This is a genomic window from Streptomyces paromomycinus, assembly GCF_003865155.1.
Taxonomy (GTDB): Bacteria; Actinomycetota; Actinomycetes; order Streptomycetales; family Streptomycetaceae; genus Streptomyces; species Streptomyces chrestomyceticus.
The window spans coordinates 1,400,088-1,425,409 of sequence record NZ_BHZD01000001.1 but is presented as its reverse complement, the minus strand read 5'-3'; the positions used below and the strand labels follow the sequence as shown (position 1 = coordinate 1,425,409).

Below are 25,322 nucleotides of genomic sequence, written 5' to 3'. Positions count from 1 at the left end.
GGTGAGCCCGGTAGGCCCATCAGATCCTCAGTTGTTCAGACCTTATGTACCCGGGGCCCTCCCGTCATGTCCATGGCCGCATCTGACACATGACCGACATCAGGACGTCACAGGTCACCCCCGCACCCCGTGCGTCACGGCACCCCGCGGGCCCGCTCCGCTCGCGTCCGCCACCCCGCGCACTCTTACGCACAGGAGTTCCCCCGCGCTACCGTCCGCCCGTGACTCCTAGCGCGCGGTTGCCCCGCATCCCCTGGAAAGCGCTCGTGGCGGCGGTGGCCGTCGCCCTGTTGACCACGCTCACCGGACCGGCGTCCGCCGCCCAGGCATCCTCCGGCGAGTCCAGACCCGTGTACTCCTACGACCGCGCGATACGCGAATCGGTCTGGGTGGACACCAGGATCGACGGTGACTCGGACGGACGCACCGACCGGGTCGCCGTCGACATCGTGCGGCCGCGCGAACCCGCGCAGCAGGGCCGACGGGTACCCGTGATCATGGACGCCAGTCCCTACTACTCCTGCTGCGGACGCGGCAACGAGAGCCAGAAGAAGACCTACGACAGCGCCGGACGGCCCGTGCAGTTCCCGCTGTTCTACGACAACTTCTTCGTGCCACGCGGCTACGCGACGGTCCTGGTCGACCTGGCGGGCACCAACCGCTCGGACGGCTGCGTGGACGTCGGCGGACGCTCCGACATCCAGTCCGCGCGGGCCGTCGTCGACTGGCTCAACGGCCGCGGCCGCGCCTACGACTCCCGTACGGGCGGCAAACGCGTCACCGCCGGCTGGTCGAACGGCAACACCGGCATGATCGGCAAGAGCTGGGACGGCACCATCGCCAACGGCGTCGCCGCCACCGGCGTCGAGGGCCTGAAGACCATCGTGCCCATCGCCGCCATCTCCTCCTGGTACGACTACTACTTCGCCAAGGGCGCCCCGCTGTACGGCTCCGGCCCGGACCGGCTGGCCGACTACGTCGACAGCCCCGAAGCACGCCTGCGCTGCGCCGCCGTGCAGAAGAAGCTCGCCGAGGGCGCCCCGCGCACCGGCGACTGGACCCGGCTGTGGACCGAACGCGACTACGTCAAGGACGCGGAGAACGTCACCGCCAGCGTCTTCGCCATCCACGGGATGCAGGACCTCAACGTCCGTACCAAGCACTTCGGCCAGTGGTGGGACGCGCTCGCCGACAACGGCGTCGAGCGCAAGGTCTGGCTCTCCCAGACCGGCCACGTCGACCCGTTCGACTTCCGCCGGTCCGCCTGGGTGCCCACCCTGCACCGCTGGTTCGACCACTACCTGATGGGCTACGACAACGGCATCGACGACGAGCCGATGGCCGACGTCGAACGCGCCCCCGACCGGTGGACCACCGACCGCGTCTGGCCCGCCGCCGGCACCTCGGCCACCACCGTACGGCCGCGCAACGGCAGCGCCCCCGGCGTCGGCGAACTCGGTACCCGGCGCGCGCCGCACGGCGCCACCGAGTCCTTCACCGACGACCCGCGCCTGAACGAGGAGGACTGGGCCGCGCAGATCGACACGTCCACCCCCGCCAAGGCCGGGTTCACCACCAAGCCCCTCGCCAAGCCGCTGCGCCTGTCCGGCTCCGGCAAGGTGACCGTCACCGCCACCCCCGGCACCGCCACCGCCCACCTCTCCGCCGTCCTGGTGGACCTCGGGCCCGACACCATCCGCAACTACGGCGCGGCGGGGGAGGGCATCACCACCCTCGCCGACCGCACCTGCTGGGGCGCGAGCACCACCGGTGACAGCGCCTGCTACAAGGAGACGAAGGCCGACACGCTGAACGTCGGCCACACCGTCTTCAGCCGCGGCTGGGCCGACCTGGGCAACTGGGCCGACCCGGGCAAGGGCCGCCCGCTGACCCCCGGCAGGCCCTACACGATCACCCTCGACCTGGCCGCGAGCGACCACGTCGTCCCCGCCGGGCACCGGCTCGCGCTCATCATCGCCGGGACGGACGCCGGCCTGATCGACCCGCCGTCCACCACCCCGCGCCTGACCCTCGACCTCGCCCGCACCGCCGCCCGCCTGCCCGTGGTCGGCGGCGGCAAGGCGCTGGCCGCGGCCACGGCGGGGACCGGCGGGGCGCGGATCGCACCGGCGCCGACGACCGGCGTGGAGCCCTCGGTTCCGAGCCGCGTACCGCAAGCGCGCTGACCGTACGGAGGGGCCGGACCGCCGCGGCCCGGCCCCTCCGTACCCGTACCTCCCGTATCCGCGTCCCCCGCGCCCGTACCCGGCAGTCCCCCTCCACCGTTCGCCCCACCGTCCGACACCGGAGGCACCCCCTCGTGACATCCCTCTCCCGCGGCCTCGCCTTCGGGGCGCTGGCCGCCGCGCTCACCGCGACCCTGCTGGCCGCGCCGCCCGCCGGGGCGTCCGGCCCGGACCTGCCCCGTACCGGCTTCGAGACCAGCAACGGCGCCCGCTGGACCAGCCGGCCGGAGGAGCGGGACTTCCTCGCCGCCGTGGACCGGGCGAGCGACCGGGTCCGTACGGACCGGATCGGCACCACCGCACAGGGCCGCCCGCTCCAGCTCGTACGCATCGGCGCGCCGGCCCCGAAGAGCGCGGCCGAGGTACGGCGCGGCAACGCGGTGCTGCTGATCTGCTCGCAGCACGGCGACGAGCCGTCCGGGCGCGAGGCGTGCCTGTCCACCGTCCGGGACCTCGCCTTCGCCGGGGACCGGGCCACCCGGCGCTTCCTGGAACGCACGAGTGTGCTGGTCGTGCCGACCGCCAACCCGGACGGCCGGGCCGCCGGCACCCGGGGCAACTCCGACGGCGTGGACATCAACCGCGACCACCTCGCCCTGAAGACCGCCGAGGCGCGGGCGCTGGCCGCCGTACAGCGCGACTACCGTCCGGACATCGTCTACGACCTGCACGAATACGGGCCCACCGTGCCCTACTACATGAAGGACCTGCTCTCCCTGTGGCCCCGCAACCTCAACACCGCCCGCGCGGTGCACCGGGAGTCCACCGCCCTGTCCGAGAAGTACGTCCGCCCCGCAGCCGCCGACGCCGGTTTCAGCACCGGCATCTACGGTATCTGGACCGACCCGGTGACCGGCGACCCGGTCAAGCAGGTGGCCGGTGACGGGCAGGAGCGCATCCTGCGCAACACCGCCGGGGTGAAGAACTCCGTCGGGCTGCTCGTGGAAACCCGGGTCGACGCGCTGACCGACGCCGAGAAGGCCGACCCGGCGCTGAACAACCGCCGCCGGGTCACCTCCCAACACGCCGCGCTGAACGGACTGTTCGATTTCGTGGGTGAACGACGGGCCCGGATCGAGGCCGCCACGGCCCGCGCCCGGCTGGCCGGTTACGCCGACCTGGGGCCGGTCTATCTCGGCGGCGCGGACAACGAACCGCCGGCTGCCGGGAGAGTCCTGGCCGACCCGCCGTGCGCGTACCGCCTCGACGCGTGGCAGTACGCCCAGGTCAAGGACGAACTCGCCCTGCACGGCGTGTCGTCGCACCGGGCCGGCAAGGGCGGCGCCGTGGTGCCGCTCCGCCAGTCGATGCGCGCCCTCGTCCCGCTGCTGCTGGACGGCCGGGCCGATTATCACCTTACGGCCGCGACTCCGCTCAAGGGCTGCTGAACGGGTTCCACCGCGTGGTAGGGGGTAACGGGTAGGGAAAAACTGGCCAATTGAAAGGTCGACACGTGTCGGAATCAGACAAGGACACGGGCGGCGGGGGAGGTGCGCCGGCCATGGCGGACCTCCCCGGCGAGCCGCAGCGCACCGGCCCTCCGCAGACCGACCGCGTGGTCTTCGGCGTCACGGCGCTGCTCACCCTCGCCTTCATCGTCTGGGGCGCCACCTCCACCGAGTCGCTCAAGAGCGCCTCGTCGACGATGCTGGACTGGGTCATCGCGAACGGCGGCTGGGCCTTCGTGCTCTCCGCCTCCGGCTTCGTGGTCTTCGCGATCTGGCTGGCGGTGAGCAAGTACGGCCGGATCACGCTCGGGAAGGAGGGCGAGGAGCCCGAGTTCCGCACGGTGTCCTGGGTCGCGATGATGTTCAGCGCGGGCATGGGCATCGGCCTGATGTTCTACGGAGTCAGCGAGCCGCTGGGGCACTTCGCCACCCCGCCCCCGGGCACCGACCCGAAGGACGCCGCCCAGGCCATGGACACCGCGCTGGCCACCACGCTCTTCCACTGGACGCTGCACCCCTGGGCCATCTACGCGGTCGTGGGGCTGGCCATCGCGTACAGCTGCTTCCGGCGGGGGAGGCGGCAGACCATGAGCGCGGTGTTCACCCCGCTGATCGGCAAGCGGCGGGCCAACGGCTGGGGCGGGCAGGTCATCGACATCCTGGCCATCTTCGCCACGCTCTTCGGCTCCGCCGCCTCGCTGGGGCTCGGCGCGCTCCAGATCGGCAGCGGCATCAAGGTGCTCGGCTGGATGGACAAGGTCAGCACCACCCTGCTCGTCGCCGTCATCGCCGTACTGACCGTCGCCTTCATCCTGTCGGCGGTCTCCGGCATCGCCCGGGGCGTCCAGATGCTGTCCAACATCAACATGGTGCTGGCACTGATCCTGGCCGTCTTCGTCTTCGTCGTCGGACCGACCGTCCTCATCCTGAACATGCTGCCGACCTCCATCGGCACCTTCATCGGCGAACTGCCGCAGCTGGCCGGCCGGACGGAGGCCAGCAGCGGGGACAAGGTCGGTGACTGGCTGCGCGGCTGGACGGTCTTCTACTGGGCGTGGTGGATCTCCTGGACGCCGTTCGTCGGCATGTTCATCGCCCGGATCAGCCGCGGGCGCACGATCCGGCAGTTCATCGGCGGGGTGATCCTGGTGCCGAGTGTGGTGAGCCTGCTGTGGTTCGCGGTGTTCGGCAGCTCCGCGATGCACCTCCAGGACACGAAGCGGCTCTCCGGCGAGACCACGCCCGAGGGACAGCTCTTCGACGTGCTGCACCAGTACCCGGCGGCCACCCTCACCAGCATCCTGGTCATGATCCTCGTCGGGATCTTCTTCGTCTCCGGCGCGGACGCCGCGTCCATCGTGATGGGCACCCTCTCGCAGAAGGGCTCCTTCGAACCGACCCGGCTCGTGGTCGTCTTCTGGGGCGTGGTCACCGGCGCGGTCGCCGCGATCATGCTGCTGATCGGCGGCGGTTCGGGCGACGCCCTCACCGGACTGCAGAATCTGACGATCCTGGTCGCGGTGCCCTTCACCCTGGTGATGATCGCGATGTGCTGGGCGCTGATGAAGGACCTGCGCCACGACCCGCTGATCGTCCGCGGGCAGAAGGGCGAAGAGGTCGTCGAACTGGCCGTCATCGCGGGCCACGAGCGCTACGACGGCGACTTCGAGATCCGTATCGGACCGGGCAACGGCGCGGGCGACACCGGCGCAGGGACGGCCGGTGCGTCCGCCCCGGCCGCCGAGGAGGGCAAGCCGTAGCACCGGCCCCGCGGAAGTGACCACCAGGGGAGGGCCGGCGGGAGACCGGCCCTCCCCTCACCCCGTCCCGTCGCCCGTCAGCCGCACCACCTCGTCCGCACATCCCCACGCCACCGTCACACCCGCCCCGCCGTGCCCGTAGTTGTGCACGCACAGCGCGCCGTCCGGCAGCCGTTCCGCCTCCAGCCGTACGGCGGTACGCCCCGGGCGCAGACCGACCCGGTGTGCCAGGACACGGGCGTGCGCGAGCTTCGGGTGCACCCGCGCGCAGCGCTCCACGATCGCGCGGGCGGTCGCCGGGTCCGGCTCCCGCGACCAGGCGCCCTCGCGCGCCGTGCCGCCGAGGACCACCCCGTACGGCTGCGGCAGGATGTACGTCGTGCTCTCGGCGTGCGCGTCGGCCGACCCGAACCACTCCTCGACACCGGGGTTCTCCACGATCACCAGCTGTCCCTGCACGGGCTGCACCGCCACGTCCGGCACCAGCTCGCGGGCGCCCAGCCCGGAGCAGTTGACGACCGTGCCGGCCTCCCGCCCCGCCTCCGCGAGCGAGGTGAACGGCCGCCGCTGCACCGTGCCGCCCGCCTGCGCCAACCGCCGCTCCAGGTACCGCAGGTGGGACGGCATGTCCACCAGCGGCATCGCGGCGCGCCAGCCCGCGCCGCAGCCCGGCGGCAGCTCGTCCGGCGTGGCCCGCCGCAGCCCCGGCACCGCCGCGTGCCAGCCGTCCGGCTCCGCGTCCCCGGCGTCGGCCATCGTGCCGGTCACCAGCCGTACGCCGGTCTCCGCCGGCCGCGCCGCCAGTTCGGTGAGCAGGTGGAGGGAGCGCAGCGACCAGGCGACCGCGCGTTCCTCCGGCCGCACCCGGTAGGGCCAGCACAGGCCGCCGGCGACCGCGGAAGTGGTGTCCCGGGCCGGGTCGCGGCTGACGACCCGCACCTCGCGCCCGCGCTCCGCCAGCCTGACGGCGGCCGTCAGGCCGGTCACCCCGCCGCCGATCACGATCACATCGCTCGTCGTCATGCCTGGACGCTATCCGCTGCGCCCGCCGCGGGCGACGGGTGTGACGGGGGCGGCCGCGCGGCGGCACCGGACCGCCGCCCGGCCGCCCGGCGGGACACGGCACGCGGCCGCGGTATCCGGAACGTCCCCCTCCCCGCGAATTGCCCGGCGCCGGGCTCATATCGGCGGTTCCGTGGGGATACTCAGGACATGGCTGCGCACTACGCGACCTTCGGACTGGCGCCCGCGACGCGCGCCGGAGCGGTACTGTCCAACGGCGCGTACGAGGCCCACCGCGACTTCTGGGACTTCATCGTCGACGGCAGACCGCTCCTGCTGCGCCTGGCCGACCTCGACGCGGTCTCCCCGCTCGCCGCGGACCTCGGCCCGTCCCTGTTCACCGCGCACGTGCGGCGGCTGCTCCTGGAGGAGGACGCCCCGCTCGCCGACGGGCGCTACGTCCTCTACGGCTGCCCGGAGTGCGAGGGGCTGGAGTGCGGCGCGGTCACCGCCGTCATCGAGCGGGACGGCCCGGACGTCGTCTGGCGCGACTTCGCCTGGCAGACCGGGCAGGCCGCGGACCTGCGGCGCGACGGTTATCCGGGCATCGGCCCGTTCCGCTTCCACGGCGCGCAGTACCGGGCCGCGCTGGAGAACCTGCTGTCCGAGGCCGGCCCGGAGCGGGGCGCGGCGGCCTCCCGGCGGGTCCTGCTGGTCGGCCAGCGGGTCGCGCTGCCGGCCCGGCTGGCCGCCGCCCTGCGCGGCATCGGCATCGGCGCGGAGATCACCCGGGACGCGGCGGGTGCCTCGCCGGACGAGTTGCGTTCGTACGGAGCGGTGGCCTTCGGCAGCGCGGTGGGGGAGGCGGAGCGGACCGCGGTGCGCGCCGCGTTCGCGGCGGCGGGCTCCTCGGCGGTCTTCGTGGACCTGCCGGTGCCGGTCGTCCCGCTGCTCGTCGCCCGTGTCGAGCAGGCGCTGGACCGGTGCCCGCAGGACCAGCGGCGCCTGCTGCGGCTGGCCGCGGTCCGCGGCGAGGTCACGGTCGAGACCGCGGCGCCGTGCCGGATCGGCATCACCGCGTACCGCGTGGACCGGCTGTCGCGGACGCGGACCGCGGAGCTGTTCGCCGGGCAGATCGAGGCGGGCACGCACCGGCTGGCGGTGGACGCGCGGGCGACGCGGGGGACGGCGTACGTGGTCGCCCGGACGAGCGGGAGCGTGCTGGTCGCGCCGGTGGCGGGGGAGTAGGCGGGGCGGACGGCGGGGCCGGTGCGGACCCGCGTCCGGTACGGCTGAATGTGATCTTGACATTCCGGTAACCCGCACGTCCCGGTGCGTACGAACAGGACCTTAAGCTGGATGTCAGCACCGTCGGCCGATGACGCCCCTCGGACACCCCGCCCACCCCGCACCCGTCCTGGGTACTCCGGGTGCCCTCCCTGTGTCAGGCAGTACGTCCAGCTTGGTACGGGTACGTACCCCTATGTCCGTCGCTTCCATCCTCGTCATCCGCCGTACAAGGAGGCCCATGCCCCGCGCCCCGCGCGCCGTGCCCACCTGGCTCGCCCACCCTCTGCGCTGGCAGCGGCTGCCCGTGCCCTGGGCCGCCGTGGTCCGCGGAGCCCTGTGCGCGGGCCCGCTGCTCGCGGCGGGCGTGGCCACCGGCCACCCGGCCGCCGGAGTGCTGGCCGGCCTCGGCTCCATGCTCGCGGGCGTCAACGACCGCCCCGGCACCCGCCGCCGCGGCGTCGTGCACATCGGCCTGCCCGCCCTCGCGTCGTCCCTCGGCATGCTGATGGGCGCCACGCTCCAGACCGTCGGCGCGGGCTGGTGGGTGGTCCCCGCACTGTTCGCCGTGGGCTTCGTCTCGGGCGCGGGCAGCGTCGCCGGACCGGTCCGCTCCAACGCGGGCATGCAGATGCTGGCCAGCACCATCCTCGGCGCGGGCATGCCGCTGTCCGGCGCGCCGTGGCTCAAGGCCCTCTACCTCCTCGCCGGCTGCCTGTGGCTGCTCCTGCTGCGCCTGGTCTTCCACCCGCCCCGCCCGGTCGGCGGGCCGCTCAGCGGTGAGCGGGCGGCCGTCGCCACCGTCTTCGACGCGCTCGCGGACGCGCTGGAAGCCGTCGGCAGGCCGGGCGCCGAGGCGGCCCGCCGCCGTCTCACCGCCGCCCTCGACCGGGCCGACGAGGCGCTGCGGCTGCGCCGCCTGCTGCGCCGCCGCCCCCGCGCGGACGAACGGCTGCTCGCCGAGCGGCTGGCCGCCGGTACCGCGCTGTGCGAGGCCAGCGTCGCGCTGCTGTGGGAGGCCCAGCCGCTGCCGGACCGGGTCGCCGAGGGCCCGCGCCGCTTCGCCGAAGCGCTGCGCACCGGCCGGCCGCCGGGCCGGCTCGCCGCGCCGGAGACCAGCTCCCCGGCGCGCGGCGCCTTCGACCGCGCCCTCCTGGACGCCGCGGTGGTCTTCGCCCGTACGGAACCGCTGGACGCCGCCGGGGCCGACGGCGGGCCCGCGGCGATCTCCGGGGCCGTACCCGTGCGTACGGAGACGTCGGCGGAGACGGCGACGGTAACGGGGACGGCGACGGATGGGCAGCAGGCCGGGACGCGGCCGGGGGACGGGGAGCGCGGGACGCCCGCCGCGGAACGGTCCGCGCCCGGCCGCCGCCCCACCCTGCGCAACCGGGCGATCGCGCTGGTCGCCCCCCGCACCCGGCGCGGCCGGAGTCTCCTCGGGCCGGCCGGCCGCGACTACGGCCTGCGGGTCGGCCTGTGCATCGCCGTGAGCGCCGCGGTGGCCCTCGCGCTGCGCGCCGAGCACTGGTACTGGCTGCCCGCCACCGTCACCTTCCTGGTCAAGCCCGACCTGGGCCCGCTCTTCTCCCGTACGGTCAACCGTTTCGCCGGAACCGTCGCCGGCGTGCTGGTCTTCGCGGCGGCCGGGGCGCTGCTGGACGGCTGGTGGTGGCCCGCGCTCATCGCCGGAGCGGGCGGCGCGCTGCTGCCGTTCGCCACCCGCCACTTCGCGCTGCAGACCGTCGCGATCACCTTGATGGTGCTGTCGTTCGTGCACGTCAGCGGCGACCCGCAGGCCGCGCTGGAGCGGATCGTGGACACCTCGGCCGCCTGCGGCATCGTGCTCGTCGTCGGCCACCTGCCACGGCTCGCCGACCCGCGCCGCCGCGTCGGCCACCGGGTCACCGCCGCGCTGCGTGCCACCGGCGCGTACCTGGGCGAGGTGCTCAGGACCGAACCGGGGCACGACCGGGGCGAGCGGCTGGTCCTGCGCCGGGAGGCCTACCGGGCGCTGGGCGAGGCCCGCGCGGCGGCCGAGACCGCGGCCGCCGAACTGGTCGCGGCGCGCGGCCGCAACCCCGACTGGCTCACGGTCGTCACCGCCGCCGAACGCATCGTCGACGCGGCGACCGCCTGCGCCGTACGCCTCGACCACGGCGCCCGCCGCCCGACCCGGCAGGAGGCCCACCGGCTGTCCGAGGCGCTCACCGCGATGGCGGACGCGCTGGAGGACCCGGGCCGCCCCGGCCCGCCCGCGCTCGCGGCGCAGATCCCGCCCGTACCGGGCTGCGCGACGCTCACGGACGTGGCCGCCGAGCTGGAGCGGATGCGCGGCTTCGCGGGCGCGGCCTGAAGCGGTTCGCAGGTTCGCGCGCGTCCGGTCTGAACCCACCTGCATCGGGTAGGCGTGCCGCCGACGGGCGCCGGTACGGCTTCCGCCACCCGCTTGGCACGCCGGGCATGCCGACGCCGCCGGGCCGGTGCGCTACTGGAGGAGCCGGTCGGCACCGTCGCGGCGCCACCGAACCGTCGATTCCAGCGTGAAGCCGGGAGCCAGCATGGGTGACATGTCGAAGAACCGCCCCGAACGGGAACGCAGGGCACAGCGCGCGGCACAGGAGAACGCCCCCGCCGCCCCGGACCGCAGCGCCGGGGAGGCCGCCGGCGTCGGGGAGAGCTACGTGTCGCAGGAGGACGGCCGCTGGGTCAGTCACGTGGGGAAGCCGGAGGCCGGGAAGCACCGCAAGGGTCCCGGTCCGGTACCGCGTACGGACACGCCCGAGTGATCTGAACGGGCGGCCGGGACCGGCTCGAACCGGTCCCGGCCGCACCGTGCTCAGCGTCCGCCGCGCTCCTTGCCCAGGAGGCCCGCCCGGCGCAGGGCGTCGGCCATGGCACCGTTCGCCGGGGCCGCGTCCCGCGAGCCGCCGCGGCGCTCGTTGTTGCCCTGGCGCTGTCGCGGGGTGCTGCCGCGCCGCTGCTGGCCCTCCCGGTCACCGCGCCGGCCCTCGCGCGGGGCGCCCTGGCGCTGCCCGCCACCGTCCGCGCCGCCGCCCTTGCCGGGCTCGTCGTCCAGGCGCAGCGTCAGCGAGATCCGCTTGCGCGGGATGTCCACGTCCAGCACCTTGACGCGCACGATGTCACCCGGCTTGACCACGTCGCGCGGGTCCTTGACGAACGTCTTGGACATCGCGGAGACGTGCACCAGACCGTCCTGGTGGACACCGATGTCCACGAACGCCCCGAAGGCGGCGACATTGGTCACCACACCCTCCAGGAGCATCCCGGCCGCCAGGTCGCCGATCTTCTCCACGCCCTCCTTGAAGGTGGCCGTCTTGAAGACCGGGCGCGGGTCGCGACCCGGCTTCTCCAGCTCCTGGAGGATGTCGGTGACGGTCGGCAGCCCGAAGGAGTCGTCCACGAAGTCGGCGGGCTTCAGCGAGCGCAGCACCGCCGTGTTGCCGATCAGCGAGGACACCTCGCCGCCCGCCGTCTTCACCATCCGGCGCACCACCGGGTACGCCTCCGGGTGCACGCTGGACGCGTCGAGCGGGTCCTCGCCGTCGCGGATGCGCAGGAAGCCCGCGCACTGCTCGTACGCCTTCGGGCCGAGCCGCGCCACGTCCTTGAGGGTCTTGCGGGCGCGGAACGGGCCGTTGGCGTCGCGGTGCGCGACGATGTTCTCGGCCAGCCCGGAGCTGATGCCGGACACCCGCGACAGCAGCGGCGCCGACGCGGTGTTGACGTCCACACCGACACCGTTCACACAGTCCTCGACCACCGCGTCCAGCGAACGCGACAGCTTCACCTCGGACAGGTCGTGCTGGTACTGACCTACACCGATCGACTTCGGGTCGATCTTGACCAGTTCGGCCAGCGGGTCCTGGAGGCGGCGCGCGATCGAGACGGCGCCGCGCAGCGACACGTCCAGCTCCGGCAGCTCCTGCGAGGCGAAGGCGGAGGCGGAGTACACCGAGGCGCCCGCCTCGGAGACCATCACCTTGGTCAGCTTCAGCTCGGGCTGCGCCGCGATCAGGTCGGCGGCCAGCTTGTCCGTCTCGCGGGACGCGGTGCCGTTGCCGATGGCGATCAGCTCGACGTCGTGCTCCCGGGCCAGCCGCGCCAGCGTGGCCAGCGACTGGTCCCACTTCTGCTGCGGGACGTGCGGGTAGACCGTCTCCGTCGCCGCCACCTTGCCGGTCGCGTCCACGACGGCGACCTTCACGCCCGTACGGAAGCCGGGGTCCAGGCCCATCGTGGCGCGGGTCCCGGCGGGCGCCGCCAGCAGCAGGTCGCGCAGGTTGGACGCGAAGACCCGTACCGCCTCGTCCTCGGCGGCCTGCCGCAGCCGCAGCCGCAGGTCGATGCCGAGGTGGACCAGGACGCGGGTGCGCCAGGCCCAGCGCACGGTGTCCTTGAGCCACTTGTCGGCCGGGCGGCCGCGGTCGGTGATGCCGAACTTGTGGGCGATGGCCTGCTCGTACGACGTGATGCCCTCGACCGGCTCGGTCTCCGGCTCCAGCGCCAGGTCGAGGATCTCCTCCTTCTCGCCGCGCAGCATCGCCAGCACGCGGTGCGACGGCAGCGCGGTGAACGGCTCGGCGAAGTCGAAGTAGTCGGCGAACTTCGCGCCCGCCTCCTCCTTGCCCTCGCGGACCTTCGCGGCCACCTGACCCCGCGACCACATGCGTTCCCGCAGCTCGCCGATCAGGTCGGCGTCCTCGCTGAACCGCTCGGTGAGGATGGCCCGCGCGCCCTCCAGGGCCGCGCCCGGGTCGGCGACGCCCTTGTCCGCGTCCACGAACGCGGCAGCGGCGGCCGTGGGTTCCACCGACGGGTCGCTCAGCAGGCCGTCCGCCAGCGGCTCCAGGCCCGCCTCGCGCGCGATCTGCGCCTTGGTGCGCCGCTTGGGCTTGTACGGCAGGTAGATGTCCTCCAGCCGGGCCTTGGACTCCGCGCCACGGATCCGCGCCTCCAGCGCGGCGTCCAGCTTGCCCTGCGACCGGACGGACTCCAGGACCGCGGTACGCCGCTCCTCCAGCTCCCGCAGGTAGCGCAGCCGTTCCTCCAACGCGCGCAGCTGCGCGTCGTCGAGCATCTCGGTCGCTTCCTTGCGGTACCGGGCGATGAAGGGCACGGTCGAGCCGCCGTCGAGCAGTTCGACCGCGGCCTTCACCTGCCGCTCCCTGACGCCGAGCTCGTCGGCGATCCTCGCTTCGATGGATCCGATGGTCCCGGACGCCCCGTTGGCCTCGGTGGATGCCGTCACGTTGTTTCCTGCCCCGCCTTCCAGCGTTTGCTTGAGCCTGCATTGTGCAGGTTGGCGGGCTTCACTGTCGCGCGACCCGGGCCGCCGCGGCGAGGTGTGAGAAGCCGCACGCACGGGGGAGCGGTCCGTACGGGACGTGGGGATACGCACGGGTCGGGAGGGGCGGGACATACCGCGCACCGGGGGCCGGCGGGCGGCCGGGACGGGCTCGGTGTCCGGGCGTGTCAGCGCGTGCGCCGGCGGCCCCCGGCCGTCGGTCAGCCGGCGGTGCGGCGCAGCACCGGACCGACGAAGCGTCGTCGTCGAGCGGCGCCGCGATCGGATGGCCGGTGTGGGCGATCCGGGAGATCCGCTGACGGCCCATCGGCGCAGCCTGGCAGCGGCCGCCCGTCCCGCGCACCTGAATTTGCGTGCGCGGGACGCCGTACGGGCCCATGGCCGGGCGGGCCGGCTGCCGTACGGTTCCCGCGCGTCGGGCCGGGCGGCTCCGGACAGGGCTCGGGCTCTCAGCGCTTGCCGAGGAGCTCCTTCGGGAACGCGCCCGCCGCCACCGCGGCCTGCGTGAAGCCGCCGGCCAGCTCGGTGAGCCGGGCCACGTCCGCCGCGCCCAGGTGCTCGTACGGTGCCAGGTCCAGCCGGTCCGTGGTGTCCTCCAGGTCCGCGCGCAGCTTGGTGCCCGCCTCGGTCAGCGCGCCCGCCGCGTCCAGGATGCCGCGCTCGCGCAGCCCTTCCTCGGCGGCCTGCCACTGCTCCAGTGACCAGCCGCGGGTCGCCAGGAGCCACGAGCGGTCCGCGCCGCGGTCGGTGGCGGTGTGGGTGACCAGTGCCTCCAGGCCGTTCAGCCCGGCGTCCAGCAGCGCCACCAGGTGGCCGTCGCCGCGGTGCTCGCGCAGCAGCGTCGCCGCGTGCCAGTAGGCGAGGTGCGGGGCCTCGGGGACCGGAAGGTCGGCGTGCGCGGCGTACAGCGGCCGGGCGTGCCGGGTGCAGGCCTCGGTGGCACGCAGCGCCAGCCGGGCCGCCTCGGCCATCTCCGGCGACTCCACCACGGCGTCGCCGAGCAGCCGCCGCAGCGTGCTGTCGACCGCCCGCAGCCGCGCGGCCAGCACCTCGGCGGGCGGCACGACCGCCCACACCTGCGGTATGTGCCGGGCGACCAGGTCGTACGCGAAGTTGTAGAAGGTCGCGGTGACGGTGCCGGGGCCCACCGCGCCCATGGCCGCGGCCCGGCTCGCGAAGTAGGCGGTGGCGCGGTCCTCGACGCCGACGGCCGCGAGTTCGGCCGGCAGGTCCGGCGAGAAGTAGACGGTCGAGTGCAGCGGGTTGACGACGTGGTGACAGCGCCGGCCGGCGCGCTCGGGGAGCGAGGTCGTGGAGGTCATGCCCGCAGGTTACCGACCCGTTGGTATGGAGGGGAGGGCAGGCCCGAGGCACGCCGGTCCGGGGCCGCGCCCGGTGGCCGCCGACGGCTGTGCGGCGGGCCGGGCGTGATGGCCGTAAAGGTGGGTTGTTCGTCATTGCCGCCACCACCGCATCCGCCCAGGATGGACGCCATGGAGCAGCGCGACGTGCTGGTCGTCCTCTTCGAGGGCGTACAGAGCCTCGATGTCACCGGCCCCCTGGAGGTCTTCACGGGAGCCGCTTCGCGGGCGCCCGGCGCGTACCCGGTCCGTACCGCCTCGCTCGACGGCAGCCCGGTCCGTACGTCCAGCGGACTGACCGTGACCTCCGACCTCCGGCTGTCCGACGCCGCACCGCCGCACACCCTCCTCGTGCCCGGCGGCCGGGGCACCCGGGCGCCCGACCCCCGGCTCGTCGACTGGCTGCGCGCGAACGCCCCGCAGGCGCGGCGCAAGGTGGCGGTGTGCACCGGGGCGTTCCTGCTCGCCGCGGCCGGGCTGCTCGACGGGCGCCGGGCGACCACCCACTGGACCCGCTGCGACGCGCTCGCCGCGGGCTTCCCGGCCGTACGGGTCGACCCGGAGCCGATCTACGTACGGGACGGCGACGTGGCCACCTCGGCGGGCGTCACGGCCGGCATCGACCTCGCGCTGGCGCTGGTGGAGGAGGACCACGGCCGCGACCTCGCCCTGGATGTGGCCCGCCACCTGGTCGTCTTCCTGCGCAGGCCCGGCAACCAGACCCAGTTCAGCGCCCAGCTCGCCGCCCAGACGGCGGACCGGCGCCCGCTGCGCGACGTGCAGCAGTGGATCACCGAGAACCCGGCGGCCGACCTGTCCGTCGACACGCTCGCCGACCGCGCGGGCCTGTCGCCCCGGCACTTCGCCCGCGCCTTCCGCGCCGAGGTCGGCATGACGCCCGGCCGCTACGTCGACCGGGTACGGCTGGAGGCCGCCCGGCGCCTCCTGGAGGACACCGCCGACGGCGTCGAGGGCATCTCCCGCCGCTGCGGCTACGGCACTCCGGAGGCGATGCGCCGCGCGTTCACCCGCACGCTGGGCGCCGCTCCCGCCGAATACCGCCGCCGCTTCCGGCCCGCCTCGCCGCCGCCGTTCGGCTGACCGGCCCGGTCGCTGCCCGCCGCGGCCCGCGCCCCGCACCGGAGGGCTCTCCTCCCCGCACCGAAAGGCCCCTCCCGCACCGAAAGGCCCCGCATGCAGATCGCCATCCTCCTCTACGACCGCTTCACCGCCCTGGACGCCGTCGGCCCGTACGACACCCTCAGCCGCATCCCGGGCGCCGAGACCGTCCTCGTCGCCGAGCGCACCGGAGAGCACCGCAACGACACCGGCACCCTCGCCCTGACCGCCGACGCGGCCCTGTCCGACGTCACCGCCCCGGACGTGCTCGTCGTGCCCGGCGGCCCCGGCCAGGCAGCGCTGATGGACGACGGTCCGCTGCACGACTGGATCCGCGCCGTGGACACCCGCACCACCTGGACCACCTCCGTCTGCACCGGATCGCTGATCCTCGCCGCCACCGGGCTCCTCAAGGGCCGCCGCGCCACCTCCCACTGGCTCGCGCTGGACCGACTGCCGTCCCACGGCGCCGAACCGACCGGCGAGCGCGTCGTCTTCGACGGCAAGTACGTGACCGCCGCCGGTGTGTCCTCGGGCATCGACATGGGCCTCGCACTGGCGGGCCGGATCGCCGGCGACACCCTCGCCCAGACCGTCCAGCTCGGCATCGAGTACGACCCGCGGCCGCCGTACGACGCGGGCTCGCCGGAGAAGGCCCCGGCCGGGATCACGGCGGCGATGCGGGCCCGGAGCCGGTTCGTCCTGGAGGGCTGACGGCCGGGCCGTACCCCTCAGGGAGTCTCCGGCCCGCCGCCCTCCAGCTCCTCCTGCCACAGCAGTTCCGTCAGCCGGCCGATCCCCGCCGCCAGATGACGCCGGTACGTCGTCATCGGCAGCCGCAGCAGCTCCGCGGCGCGCGCCTGGGTACCGGCCGGGCGCAGATACGTGTGGTGCAGCGCCCGGAACGCCCGGCGGTCCGGGGGCGACTCCTCCAGCGCTGCCGCCGCCGCGCGGATCGCTTCCCGCAGGGCCGCCACCCGCTCCCGCGCGCCCGTCCCGTCCACCGTGTCCGCCGCGCACCGCCCGGCCACCAGCCGTGTCTCCAGCAGCGGTGAGTCCCGCAGCCCGTCCGCCCGCGCGAACTCACGCAGCGCGTCCCGTACGGCCGCCGCGAACACCTCCCGGTCCAGCACCCGCAAGGGGCCGGACGGTACGGGCGGGGCCACCGCGAACGGGTCCTCGGCCCGCTCCCGCTCGGTCAGCATCGCCAGCCACGCCAGCCCCGGCACCCGCCGCCAGTCGTGCACGAACATCCCGAACCGGTGCCCGCCGGACGTGAAGTCCGCCGCGGGCAGCCGGGCGAAGTCCACGTACGCGCAGCCCGGCTCCCAGAACTCCGGGTCGGCGAACGGCAGCAGCGTCACGGCGGGCTGGCGGCCGGTGAGGTAGTGGTGGGTCAGCCGCAGCGTGATCAGGGTCTGCACGGGGGAGACGGCCTGGTACTCGTCGCGGCTCATCCAGAACCGGACCAGCAACGCCGTCTCGTCGCCACGCAGTTCACCGTACGCGTCCAGCCAGCCGCAGGCGGCCCGTACCGCCGGGTCGTCCGGCCCGCCCGGAGGGGGCGCGCCGCCCAGCTCGATCAGCGTGTAGAAACCCGCCGCGACCCCGTCCGGACCGCGCACGGTGTACGTCTCGGCCTCCGGACGCCGCGACCACTCGTGCACCAGCCGCGCCGCCTCGATCCCCTCGTGGATCGCCGCGACCGTGCACGCCTCCACCAGCTCACCCCCGGTGACCGGCCCCGGCGAGACGGTCAGCCGGTCCAGCCGGGCCGCGCCCGCCGCCCCGCGCGCCACCGGCTCCAGCAGCGGCCCGACGACCGGGCTGTCCCGGTGCAGGTACGCGAAGTCCGCGAGCACCGCCCGCTGCCGCCCCCGGTCGTCCTCCCGCGTGAACAGCCGCTGGTAGTACGCGCTGGCCCGGCGGTGCAGCGTCGCCCTGCGCTCCGGGTCGCGCCAGCGCAGCTCCGCGTCCAGCGCGTCCCGCACGAGGTCGTGCGGATGCACCCCGCGGGCCCCGCTCTCCACGGCGGACAGCCCGCACAGCCAGTCGAAGTACGGCCGGGCGTCGGGCACGTCCAGCAGCGCGGCCAGCAACGGCTCGGTCGTCGAGAGCACCTGCGAGGACGCCTCCAGCGCCGTCCGGTGCAGCGGCGTGGGCACCGCTTCCAGCAGGCTGGCCAGCAGCGCCCGGACGACCTGCGGCGACGGCTCGGGCCCGGCCGCCTCGCCGCCGAGCGCGGCGACGTCCGCCACCAGCGCGAGCGCCAGCGGGTGCCCGCGGGTGAAGGCCAGCCCCTGCTCCTGCACGGCGGGCGGCACGCCGCGCCGGGTGAGCAGCTCCCGGCTGTCCGCCTCGTCCAGCGGACCGAGCGGCAGCAGCCGCAGCAGCCCCTGCCAGGCCGGGTCCAGACGCCACGACAGCGGCGGCGCCGTCCGGCAGGCCAGCGCGACCAGCGCGTCGGCGGGCAGCCGGGGCAGCAGCTCACGGTGCACGGTCTCGCCCGCGGCCCGCGCGTCGTCCAGGCCGTCGATCAGCAGCACCAGGTCAGGCCGGTCCGGGATGCGCTCCGCCAGCTCCTCCTCGTAGGAGCGCACCCCGGACGCCTCCAGTTGGACGACGGCCCGCCCGGCGCGCCGGGCGGTCTGCGCGAAGTGGTGCAGCAGCGTGGTCTTCCCGATGCCGCCGGGGCCGTGCACGTACACCACCGCGCCGCGTCCGGCGGCCAGCAGCTCGCGGAAGGCCGTGGTCTCACCACGGCGGCCGACGAAGCCCTCTTCGCGCGCCGTCGCGAGCCGGTCGCCCAACCGGTCGGTCACCCGACAAGTATGTCGCCGAGGTGGCCGGAACGGACCCGTATCGGACAGGAAACGGACAGCCGCCGGGCTGCCATCCGGTCGGTTCCCGCCCGTAGCTTCCTGGTGTCGGTCCATCCGGCGACTCAGGGGGGCGAAGGCAGATGAACCGCAGGATCACCGCTGTCATCGGAACGGTGTTCGCCGGCGGCGCGGCCGCGGGGCTGGCCCTGTCGGCCGCCGGTCCGGCCGTCGCCGCGCAGTTCTACGGCGGCACGCTGCACCCGGGGGAGCAGCGTTGCGTCCAGCAGTCCGCCCAGCACACGGTACGGGCGGACGGCAAGGCCACCGGCCAGGGCGCGAAGTTCAAGCTCCAGTACCAGGGCGCGACCGTACCGGGCACCGGCTCGCCCGGCCTGGTCACCGCCTACGGCGCGGAACTGCGCGACACCTGGGCCGGCTGGCCGGGCGCGGGCGACTACACCGCCTGCGTCACCAACCACGGCACGGCCGACACGAACGTGCGTCTGACGCTCACGACGGACGGCGAGGTGGGATGACCCGTCTCCCCGTGGCCCGTATCACCGCGCCGTCCAGGTGAAACGCGGCGTCCGGCGTTCGAGGAAAGCGGCGACACCCTCCGCGGTGTCGCCGCTTTCACCTGCCTGCGCCTCCCAGTGGGCCACCCGCTCCGCGTCGGCGGGGCCGTCCGCGAACTCCTTCGCCGCGGCCTGCGTCAGCTGCGACCGGCTCGCCAGTACGGCGGTGAAGTCCGCCACCCGCTTGTCCAGCTCGCCCTCGGGCAGCACCTCGTCCAGCAGCCCGGTCCGCAGCGCCCGCGCACAGTCGATCAACTCGCCCGAGAACAGCAGGTACTTGGCGGCCGACGGGCCCACCAGGCGCACCAGCCGCCGGGTCGCGGACGCCGGGTAGACGATCCCCAGCTTCGCGGGCGTCACCCCGAACAGGGCGCCCTCCTCCGCGAACCGCAGGTCGCACGCGGCCGCCAGCTGACAGCCGCCGCCCACGCAGTACCCGCGTATCGCCGCCAGTGTCGGCTTCGGGAACGCCGCGAGCGCCTCCTCGGCGGCCGTCGCCAGTCCCTTCTCCGCCCCCGCCGACCCGCGCAGCGACCCGATGTCCGCACCGGCGCAGAACGTGCCGCCCGCCCCGGTCAGCACCAGCACCCGTACGGCACGGTCCGCCGCCAGCCGCTCCAGCAGCGGCGGCAGCTCCCGCCACATCGCCGTCGTCATGGCATTGCGCTTGGCGGGATGGCTGAGGGTGACGGTCGCTGTGCCACCGCTGACGTTCGTGACGATGCCCGGTTCCATGCCCCGGATATTAGAGCGACGGCCTGCTGACGGGCCCGATACGATCAGCGGTCTGATGTCTGCCACCGCCGCCACCCTCATCGCCAAGTCCCTCGCCGCCGGCCACGGCGAGCGCGTCCTGTTCTCCGGTCTCGACCTGGTGGTCGCGCCCGGGGACGTGATCGGCCTGGTCGGCGCCAACGGCGCCGGCAAGTCCACCCTGCTGCGCCTGCTGGCCGGGCTGGACACCCCGGAGGAGGGCGGGCTGAGCCTCAGCCCGCCCAGCGCCACCGTCGGCCACCTCCCGCAGGAGCCGGACCGCCGCCCGGGGGAGTCCGTGCGCGCCTTCCTCGGCCGCCGCACCGGCGTCACGGCCGCCCAGGCCGCCCTGGACGCCGCCACCGAGGCACTGGTCGAGGAACGGCCGGGCGCCGACGACGCGTACGCCACCGCCCTGGAGCGCTGGCTCTCGCTCGGCGCCGCCGACCTCGACGAACGCGCCGCCGAGACGGCCGGACAGCTCGGTCTCGCCGTCGGCCTCGACCAGCCGATGACCTCCCTGTCCGGCGGCCAGGCCGCCCGCGCCTCCCTCGCCTCGCTGCTGCTCTCCCGCTACGACGTCTTCCTGCTGGACGAGCCCACCAACGATCTCGACCTGGACGGCCTGGCCCGGCTGGAGGAGTTCGTCACCGGCCTGCGCGCGGGCACGGTCCTGGTCAGCCACGACCGCGAGTTCCTGACCCGCACGGTCAGCCGCGTCGTCGAACTGGACCTCGCACAGCAGCAGGTCAACACCTACGGCGGTGGCTACGCCGCGTACCTGGAGGAGCGCGAACGGGCCCGGCGCCACGCCCGCGAGGAGTACGAGGAGTACGCGGACACCAGGGCGTCCCTCGAAGCGCGCGCCCACACCCAGCGCAGCTGGATGGAGAAGGGCGTCAAGAACGCCCGGCGCAAGGCCACCGACAACGACAAGATCGGCCGCAAGTTCCGCACCGAGTCCACCGAGAAGCAGGCCGCCAAGGCCAAGCAGACCCAGCGCATGATCGAGCGCCTGGAGGTGGTCGAGGAGCCGCGCAAGGAGTGGGAACTGCGCATGGAGATCGCCGCCGCGCCCCGCGCGGGCGCGGTCGTGGCCACCCTGCGCGGCGCCGAGGTGCGGCGCGGGGACTTCCGCTTCGGCCCGGTCGACCTCCAGATCGACTGGGCCGACCGGGTCGCCGTCACCGGCCCCAACGGCTCCGGCAAGTCCACCCTGCTCGCCGCCCTGCTGGGCCGGCTGCCGCTGGACGCCGGGCACGCCGCCCTCGGCCCCGGCGTCGTCGTCGGCGAGGTCGACCAGGCCCGCGGCGCCTTCCTCGGCGACGAGCCGCTGGCGGAGGCGTTCCGTACGGCCGTACCGGACCTGTCCCCGGCCGACGTACGGACCCTGCTCGCCAAGTTCGGGCTCAAGGCGGCCCACGTACTGCGCCCCGCCTCGACGCTCTCCCCGGGCGAGCGGACCCGCGCCGCCCTCGCCCTCCTCCAGGGCCGCGGCGTCAACCTGCTGGTCCTGGACGAGCCGACCAACCACCTCGACCTGCCGGCGATCGAACAGCTGGAGTCCGCGCTCGCCTCCTACCGGGGCACGCTGCTGCTGGTCACCCACGACCGCCGGATGCTGGAGGCGGTGGACACCGGCCGGCGCATCGAGGTCGCGGCCGGGCGGATCACGGAGCGCGTACGCTGAGCGGCCTCGCCGGGCAGGGCCGCCCCGCCCGGCGATTTGGCGTACGGCCCCGGGGCCCCGTAGGGTGGTGTTCACCGACGCGGGGTGGAGCAGCTCGGTAGCTCGCTGGGCTCATAACCCAGAGGTCGCAGGTTCAAATCCTGTCCCCGCTACTTCCGCAGCAGGCCCGGTGCTTTCCGTAAGCACCGGGCCTGCTGTCGTGCGTGCGCTGTGCCCGGGCCTGCTGTCGCGTGTGCGCTGTGCCCGGGCCTCGTGTCGCGTGTGCGCTGCCATCCGGTCCCGAAAGAGGTATACCGGGACAAAGGTGTCCGTGAGGAGGGCCGTGATGCTCGGCAGAAGCAGATCCTCGAAGACCTCGAAGACCTCGAAGACCTCGGCGGCCACGGCGCCGCCGGGGACGCAGGCGGCGGGCGAGCTGAAGCGCAGCTTCGGCCTGCTGGCGGTGCTCGGGGCGATCCTGGTGGTCGCCGGCCTGGTGGGCCTCGCGTACGTCGGTTTCGCGACGCTCACCTCGATGCTGCTCTTCGGGTGGCTGCTGCTGATCGGCGGCGTGGTCGGGCTGCTGCACGCGATCCAGTCGCGCGGCACCAGCTTCTTCTGGCTCGCGGTGATCGTGGCGGCCCTGAACATCGCCGCGGGGGTGGTCGTCGTCCGGCAGCCGGAGGTGGCCGCGGCGGGGCTGACGATGTTCGCGGCGCTGCTGTTCCTCACCGGTGGCGTCTTCCGGCTGGCCGGCGGCGTGGTCGTACGGGGGCCGCAGTTCGGCTGGACGCTGGTGCAGGGGGCCTTCGGCATCCTGCTGGGCGTGCTGGTGCTCGGCGACTGGCCGCACAGCAGCCGGTACGTGATCGGCTGTTTCTTCTCCCTCGCGCTGCTCTTCGACGGGCTGGGGCTGATCGCGATGGGCGTCGGGGGGCGGCGGATCGTCGGTATGGTGGCGGGCGGCCGCGGCCCGCGGACGGGGTCACCGGACGCCACCGGGCGCCCACCGGCCTCGTCCGGCAATCCTTGAACAGGAAACAAAGAGGGCAGGATCAGTCACAGGTCTGATCACCGAGCACGGATTCGGTCAGAAGGCGTCGATAGAAGCTGACTTGTGTTCAGCGGGCCGGTCCTGACCTGCTCACAACCAACACTCGGAGGGTGAGGACGCCTTCCGGCCCCCCGGCCGAACCCCCCGAGGAGCTGACCGCCGCGCGCGCGTACGAAGGAGTCTGGCGCTTCACCGCACCGGCACTGGAGCCGTCGGTGCCCCAGGCGCGCCACGCGGTCCGGGACCTGCTCGCCCGGCAGTGCGTGCCCGCGGCCGGGGAGATCATGGACGCCCTGCTGCTGATCGTCTCCGAACTGGTCACCAACGCCGTGCAGCACGCCGCGCTGCTCTCTCCCGAGATCACCGTCGAGATCACGGTCGGCGCCGACTGGATCCGGGCCGCCGTGGAGGACGACCACCCGTACCGCCCCAAGGCCCTGGAGGCGGACGAGGGCGACGTCGGCGGGCGCGGCCTGTGGCTCGTCAAGATGCTCACCGCCGAGGCGGGCGGCAAGTGCGACGTCGAGCACACGGCGAGCGGCGGCAAGGCGGTCTGGGCCGAACTGCCGCTCGCCCCGCAGGCAGGCGGGCCTACCAGCCCGCCGCCGGCCCGGTGAGCTCCCGCACGGCGGGCCTGGCCGCGTCCAGCACGGTCATGAACCACGCCGAGAACGGCGCCTGCCGGTGCCGCTCGGCCAGCTCCTGAGCCGTCACGAACGCGATCTCGCCGACCTCCTCGGGGTCCGGCTCCGGCGCGGCCTGCACCAGTCCCACGAACAGGTGGTTGTACTCCTGCTCCACCAGCCCGGACTCCGGGTCCGGATGGTTGTAGCGGACCGTACCGGCCTCGCCGAGCAGCGCCGGGGCGACCCCCAGCTCCTCGGCGGTGCGCCGGGCCGCCGCGGCGAACGGCGTCTCACCGGGATACGGGTGGCCGCAGCAGGTGTTGGACCAGACACCGGGGGAGTGGTACTTGCCCAGGGCCCGGCGCTGGAGCAGCAGCCGCCCCCGGTCGTCGAAGAGGAAGACCGAGAACGCCCGGTGCAGCAGGCCGGGCGGCTGGTGGGCGGCGAGCTTCTCCTCGGTGCCGATCGTCGTGCCGTCCTCGTCGACCAGTTCCAGCAAGATCGGTTCGGCGGTGCCGTCCGGCGGGTTCACCGCCGTGGTCCCGGCGGTCTGTCCGTTGGCAGGTGTGATCGGCATGCCCATCCTTGTCGTCGGTCTCCTCGCCGCTCAAGTCTGCCCTAGCCGCGCCCGCATCATGGGCACAGTTGCGCCTCGTGCGCCGCCAGGCCGCCCGGCTCCAGCTGGAACGTGCAGTGCCCGACGTCGAAGTGCCCGCCCAGGCAGCCGCGCAGTGCGTGCAGCATCTTCTCCTGACCCGCGGTGTCCAGCACGTCCGGGGCGACGACCACGTGCGCCGAGAGCACCGGCATCCCGGACGTGATCGTCCAGGCGTGCAGATCGTGGACGTCCTCGACGCCCGGCAGCGCCAGCAGATGTGCCCGCACCTCGGTCATGTCCACTCCCCTGGGCGCGGACTCCAGCAGCACGTCCAGGGACTCGCGGAAGAGCTTCCAGGTACGCGGCACGATCATCAGCCCGATCACGATGGACGCGATCGGGTCGGCCGCCGCCCAGCCCGTCAGGGTGACCAGCAGGGCCGCCACGACGACCGCCACCGACCCCAGCGCGTCCGCCGCCACCTCCAGGAAGGCGCCGCGCACATTGAGGCTGTCGCGCTGCCCGCGCATCAGCAGGGCCAGCGACACCAGGTTCGCCACCAGGCCGACGGCGCCGAAGACCATGGTCGTACCGCCCTCGATCCCGACCGGCTCGAAGAACCGCGGCACCGCCGTGACCAGCACGTACCCGCCCACGCCGAACAGCAGCAGGGCATTGGCCACCGCCGCGAGGATTTCGGCGCGGGCCAGGCCGAAGGTGCGCTGCGGGGACGGCGGCCGGTTCGCGAAGCGGATCGCGATCAGTGCCATCGTCAGGCCGACCACGTCCGTGGCCATGTGCCCCGCGTCGGCGAGCAGCGCCAGCGAGCCGGTGACCACACTGCCGATGATCTCCGCGACCATGACGGCGGAGGTCAGTGCCAGCGCTCCGCGCAGCCGGCCGCGATACGCCGCGGCCGCCGTACCGGCCCCGGCGCCGCCCGTCGCCGGCCCGCCGAACCCGTGGTCATGTCCTGCGCCCATCCGTACGCCTCCGTCCGAGCTGCCGCCACACCGCCCGGCCCAAGCCGTCGGCTCTAGCAGTGAACTACGGGTGGGGGGTATGTGGCAACGCGACGCTGAACACCGTTGTCATGCGCTGACCTGCGGGTATGCGGGGGAGGCTGGCGGGGAGGCTGGCGGGGGAGGCGGGGCACGGACGCCCCACCCGTCCGGCGCGCGCTTCCCGGCGTCCTCCGCTGGGTAAGCCCCCGGTGGGGGTACGTGGTGCTCCGCCTGTAGGCGCTTCGCCCGGCGCCGAAACCTGTCCCGCCGGGACGCGCCGCGCCTCGCCCAAACCCGTCCCGCCGGAACGCGCCTCGCCTCGCCCGGGCCCGTCCCGCTGCGCCTCGCCCGGGCCCGCCGGGACGCGCCCGGACCCACCCCACCCCACCCGCCCAGCATTCCCCCCACATATGGCCAGACGTGTCATAACCGGCACGATGTCCGGGGCGCGGCCGGGCGTCAGTTGTTCCTGGGTGCGTTGATCCACCATGATGATCGCGGCAGGCGCAGCCTGCGGTCACTCGATCGTGCGGTGAATGCGCGGTGAACGGCCGCATCCGGCGATCCGATAGCCTCTGCCGACGTGCCCACCCACCCCTTCGGGGCCCAGGTGTGCCACGCCCGCTGCCCGGGTAGCCCGTATCGAATGCGGACCGACCGGCGCGGCCT

General features: G+C 74.2%; 19 protein-coding genes and 1 tRNA gene. 13 read left to right on the top strand and 7 right to left on the bottom strand.

What is annotated here, in order from left to right; genetic code table 11:
• The first annotated feature begins 221 nt into the window (after positions 1-221).
• From OEIGOIKO_RS05435 to OEIGOIKO_RS05425, 3 genes are all read left to right on the top strand, one after another.
• Positions 222-2,186, top strand: a complete 1,965-nt coding sequence (locus tag OEIGOIKO_RS05435) for a Xaa-Pro dipeptidyl-peptidase (protein ID WP_371858888.1) — start codon at positions 222-224, stop codon at positions 2,184-2,186.
• 134 nt (positions 2,187-2,320) lie between these two features.
• Positions 2,321-3,634, top strand: a complete 1,314-nt coding sequence (locus OEIGOIKO_RS05430; RefSeq protein ID WP_125052349.1) for a M14 family metallopeptidase — start codon at positions 2,321-2,323, stop codon at positions 3,632-3,634.
• Positions 3,635-3,747: 113 nt separating this feature from the next.
• Entirely contained in the window at positions 3,748-5,454 is a 1,707-nt protein-coding gene (locus OEIGOIKO_RS05425) for a BCCT family transporter (protein WP_125052347.1), read from the top strand.
• Positions 5,455-5,511: 57 nt separating this feature from the next.
• Here the strand turns inward: OEIGOIKO_RS05425 and OEIGOIKO_RS05420 are convergent, their stop codons facing one another.
• Positions 5,512-6,477, bottom strand: a complete 966-nt coding sequence (locus OEIGOIKO_RS05420) for an FAD-dependent oxidoreductase (RefSeq protein ID WP_170251567.1) — start codon at positions 6,475-6,477, stop codon at positions 5,512-5,514.
• 189 nt (positions 6,478-6,666) lie between these two features.
• Here OEIGOIKO_RS05420 and OEIGOIKO_RS05415 point away from each other — a divergent pair, with 189 nt between their 5' ends.
• From OEIGOIKO_RS05415 to OEIGOIKO_RS05405, 3 genes are all read left to right on the top strand, one after another.
• The gene (locus OEIGOIKO_RS05415; RefSeq protein WP_125052345.1) at positions 6,667-7,704 is read left to right on the top strand and encodes an oxidoreductase; all 1,038 of its coding nucleotides are present in this window, start codon (positions 6,667-6,669) and stop codon (positions 7,702-7,704) included.
• A gap of 280 nt (positions 7,705-7,984) precedes the next feature.
• A complete protein-coding gene (locus OEIGOIKO_RS05410; protein WP_125052343.1) occupies positions 7,985-10,099 on the top strand; it encodes an FUSC family protein in 2,115 nt (704 codons plus the stop codon).
• A 214-nt stretch (positions 10,100-10,313) separates the two neighbouring features.
• A complete protein-coding gene (locus OEIGOIKO_RS05405) occupies positions 10,314-10,532 on the top strand; it encodes a hypothetical protein (RefSeq protein ID WP_125052341.1) in 219 nt (72 codons plus the stop codon).
• A gap of 50 nt (positions 10,533-10,582) precedes the next feature.
• Here the strand turns inward: OEIGOIKO_RS05405 and OEIGOIKO_RS05400 are convergent, their stop codons facing one another.
• Positions 10,583-13,015 carry a Tex family protein gene (locus OEIGOIKO_RS05400; protein WP_125052339.1) on the bottom strand — a complete coding sequence of 811 codons (2,433 nt, stop codon included), beginning with the start codon at positions 13,013-13,015 and terminating at the stop codon, positions 10,583-10,585.
• Between the two features lie 506 nt (positions 13,016-13,521).
• Complete coding sequence (locus tag OEIGOIKO_RS05395) at positions 13,522-14,394, bottom strand: SCO6745 family protein (protein ID WP_125052337.1); 873 nt, start codon at positions 14,392-14,394, stop codon at positions 13,522-13,524.
• A gap of 171 nt (positions 14,395-14,565) precedes the next feature.
• Between OEIGOIKO_RS05395 and OEIGOIKO_RS05390 the strand changes: the two genes are divergently transcribed.
• Both OEIGOIKO_RS05390 and OEIGOIKO_RS05385 read left to right on the top strand, forming a co-directional pair.
• A complete protein-coding gene (locus OEIGOIKO_RS05390) occupies positions 14,566-15,534 on the top strand; it encodes a GlxA family transcriptional regulator (RefSeq protein ID WP_125052335.1) in 969 nt (322 codons plus the stop codon).
• A gap of 93 nt (positions 15,535-15,627) precedes the next feature.
• Positions 15,628-16,266: a DJ-1/PfpI family protein gene (locus OEIGOIKO_RS05385; protein ID WP_125052333.1), complete on the top strand. Its 639-nt coding sequence runs from the start codon at positions 15,628-15,630 to the stop codon at positions 16,264-16,266.
• Between the two features lie 17 nt (positions 16,267-16,283).
• Here OEIGOIKO_RS05385 and OEIGOIKO_RS43440 read toward each other — a convergent pair whose 3' ends face one another.
• The gene (locus OEIGOIKO_RS43440) at positions 16,284-18,374 is read right to left on the bottom strand and encodes an ATP-binding protein (RefSeq protein ID WP_170251565.1); all 2,091 of its coding nucleotides are present in this window, start codon (positions 18,372-18,374) and stop codon (positions 16,284-16,286) included.
• 140 nt (positions 18,375-18,514) lie between these two features.
• Here OEIGOIKO_RS43440 and OEIGOIKO_RS05375 point away from each other — a divergent pair, with 140 nt between their 5' ends.
• Positions 18,515-18,910 (top strand): hypothetical protein, encoded by a 396-nt coding sequence (locus OEIGOIKO_RS05375; RefSeq protein WP_125052329.1) that lies wholly within the window; start codon positions 18,515-18,517, stop codon positions 18,908-18,910.
• A 21-nt stretch (positions 18,911-18,931) separates the two neighbouring features.
• On the opposite strand, the gene OEIGOIKO_RS05370 is transcribed toward OEIGOIKO_RS05375, so the two are convergent.
• Entirely contained in the window at positions 18,932-19,684 is a 753-nt protein-coding gene (locus tag OEIGOIKO_RS05370; RefSeq protein ID WP_125052327.1) for an enoyl-CoA hydratase/isomerase family protein, read from the bottom strand.
• 55 nt (positions 19,685-19,739) lie between these two features.
• Here OEIGOIKO_RS05370 and OEIGOIKO_RS05365 point away from each other — a divergent pair, with 55 nt between their 5' ends.
• The 4 genes from OEIGOIKO_RS05365 to OEIGOIKO_RS05350 all read left to right on the top strand — a co-directional run bounded on the left by OEIGOIKO_RS05365 (position 19,740) and on the right by OEIGOIKO_RS05350 (position 23,042).
• On the top strand, positions 19,740-21,392 hold the full coding sequence (locus OEIGOIKO_RS05365) for an ABC-F family ATP-binding cassette domain-containing protein (protein WP_125052325.1): 1,653 nt from the start codon (positions 19,740-19,742) through the stop codon (positions 21,390-21,392).
• Between the two features lie 78 nt (positions 21,393-21,470).
• Positions 21,471-21,544 (top strand) — tRNA-Met (locus OEIGOIKO_RS05360).
• Positions 21,545-21,717: 173 nt separating this feature from the next.
• On the top strand, positions 21,718-22,404 hold the full coding sequence (locus OEIGOIKO_RS05355; protein WP_125052323.1) for an HdeD family acid-resistance protein: 687 nt from the start codon (positions 21,718-21,720) through the stop codon (positions 22,402-22,404).
• Positions 22,405-22,535: 131 nt separating this feature from the next.
• On the top strand, positions 22,536-23,042 hold the full coding sequence (locus tag OEIGOIKO_RS05350; protein WP_174857126.1) for an ATP-binding protein: 507 nt from the start codon (positions 22,536-22,538) through the stop codon (positions 23,040-23,042).
• On the opposite strand, the gene idi is transcribed toward OEIGOIKO_RS05350, so the two are convergent.
• Together idi and OEIGOIKO_RS05340 are read right to left on the bottom strand one after the other, a co-directional pair.
• Positions 23,017-23,628 carry an isopentenyl-diphosphate Delta-isomerase gene (gene idi / locus OEIGOIKO_RS05345; protein WP_125052321.1) on the bottom strand — a complete coding sequence of 204 codons (612 nt, stop codon included), beginning with the start codon at positions 23,626-23,628 and terminating at the stop codon, positions 23,017-23,019. The genes OEIGOIKO_RS05350 and idi overlap by 26 nt on opposite strands.
• A 56-nt stretch (positions 23,629-23,684) precedes the next feature.
• On the bottom strand, positions 23,685-24,632 hold the full coding sequence (locus OEIGOIKO_RS05340) for a cation diffusion facilitator family transporter (RefSeq protein ID WP_125052319.1): 948 nt from the start codon (positions 24,630-24,632) through the stop codon (positions 23,685-23,687).
• Between the last annotated feature and the right edge of the window lie 690 nt (positions 24,633-25,322).